This is a genomic window from Vibrio sp. M260118, assembly GCF_036533755.1.
GTDB lineage: Bacteria > Pseudomonadota > Gammaproteobacteria > Enterobacterales > Vibrionaceae > Vibrio.
The window spans coordinates 1-1,764 of the sequence record NZ_JATABG010000531.1 but is presented as its reverse complement, the minus strand read 5'-3'; the positions used below and the strand labels follow the sequence as shown (position 1 = coordinate 1,764).

The 1,764-nt window shown below is 45.4% G+C and carries 3 protein-coding genes; 1 reads left to right on the top strand and 2 read right to left on the bottom strand.

Features of this window, described 5'->3' with window-relative positions; all coding sequences use genetic code 11:
* Nucleotides 1-354, top strand: a 354-nt coding sequence (locus QTO00_RS19225; protein ID WP_331426180.1) for a PLP-dependent transferase, incomplete at its 5' end; no start/stop codon positions are given.
* Nucleotides 355-416: 62 nt separating this feature from the next.
* Here the strand turns inward: QTO00_RS19225 and QTO00_RS19220 are convergent.
* Nucleotides 417-980 carry a DNA-3-methyladenine glycosylase I gene (locus QTO00_RS19220; RefSeq protein WP_331426179.1) on the bottom strand — a complete coding sequence of 188 codons (564 nt, stop codon included), beginning with the start codon at nucleotides 978-980 and terminating at the stop codon, nucleotides 417-419.
* Nucleotides 981-1,040: 60 nt separating this feature from the next.
* On the bottom strand, nucleotides 1,041-1,764 hold a 724-nt coding region (locus QTO00_RS19215; RefSeq protein ID WP_331426178.1), incomplete at its 5' end, for an efflux RND transporter permease subunit.

Here is a 1,764-nt window from a genome sequence, read left to right as displayed (position 1 = left end):
CACCCTGCCCTTGAGTCCTGTCCGGGCCATGAGTTTTTCGAGCGTGATTTTACTGGCGGCAATGGTTTGTTTTCATTCGTACTGAAAACCAGTTACCCACGTGCGACGACGGCGCTATTAGACGGGATGCAGCACTTTAGCATGGGCTACTCTTGGGGCGGTTTTGAAAGCTTGATCCTAGCTAATGAACCTAAGAGCTTCAACAGCTTACGAACGGTAGCTAACCCTAAATTTGAAGGCACTTTAATCCGAGTTCATATCGGCTTGGAAGATGTCGATGATCTGATTGCAGATCTAGAAGCAGGCTTAGCACGATACAACGCTCTGATACTGGAAAAAGAAGCAACAGCTTAACTCTAGTTTAATTGATGTTTACAAGCCTCGAATCTCGAGGCTTTTTTATGCGATCTACACCGCTAATTACGCTTTTTAGGACAGCCAACCAGATGGTCATCCACCATACCTACCGCCTGCATAAATGCGTAGCAGATAGTTTCACCAACAAACTTGAAACCCTTTTTCTTAAGAAACTTGCTCATCGCTTTTGACTGTTCTGTCGAAACCGGAACATCACTCATTTGTGTCCAACGGTTAACAATTGGCTCGCCATCAACAAATTGCCACAACGCGCTTGATAAGCTGCCATACTCTTCAATTAGAGCTAGCGCTGCTCGTGCATTCCCATAGACAGAAGCAATCTTGCCTCTATGTTTCACAACATCAAAATTATCAATCACATACTCAACACGAGTCTCGTCATATTGGGCTAAACGTAGCAAATTATACTGTTCGAATGCCGCGCGGTAGCCTTCACGCTTTTTAAGAATAGTTATCCAACTCAGCCCAGCTTGAGCGCCTTCTAGAGTAATAAACTCAAACAACACGGTGTCATCGTAAACTGGAACACCCCACTCTGCGTCATGATATTCGCGCTCAAGGGGGTGATTCATTGCCCATGCGCAAATCGTGTCTACACTCATTTACATACTCCCGATAAAAATGCCCCTGACAAAGCAGGGGCACCTCATATTACTTCTGATTTAGTTTGGTACTTTTACCTTGTGGAACAGACGATACAACACAGGCACGACAATAAGTGTCAGTACTGTCGCAAAACCTAAACCAAACATAATCGTAACTGCCATTGGCTTAAAGAAAATATCCGGCAGCAGTGGGATCATGCCTAATATAGTCGTAATCGCCGCCATACATACAGGTCGAACACGACTAAGCGCCGCATCAACAACGGCTACATATGGGTCTTTACCCGAATGCATTTCTATCTCGATCTGATCGAGTAAAACAATACCGTTTTTAAGCAACATACCCGATAGACTTAAGAAACCTAGCAGCGCCATAAAGCCGAAAGGGGTGTTCAACGCAAGTAAGCCTGTTGTCACACCTATGATGGCAAGCGGCACGGTTAACCAGACAATCAGAGGCTCTTTCACCGAGTTGAACAAGAACACAGTAACTAAGAACATGAACAAGTAACCCATCGGCATGGTCGTGAACAGAGACTCTTGCGCATCACCAGAAGACTCATACTCACCACCCCACTCTAACGAGTAGCCAGGGGGTAACTCAATCGCTTCAATCAATGGCATCAAGCGAGCTTGTAACGTCGCCGCTGTCTCTTCACCTAGCAGATCTGGGTCGGCAAAGATGGTCAGCATACGTTTACGGTTTTTACGAACAATGATTGGATCTTCCCAACGAATGTCATAACCCATAGTAACTTGCTGCAATGGGATGTATTCGCTC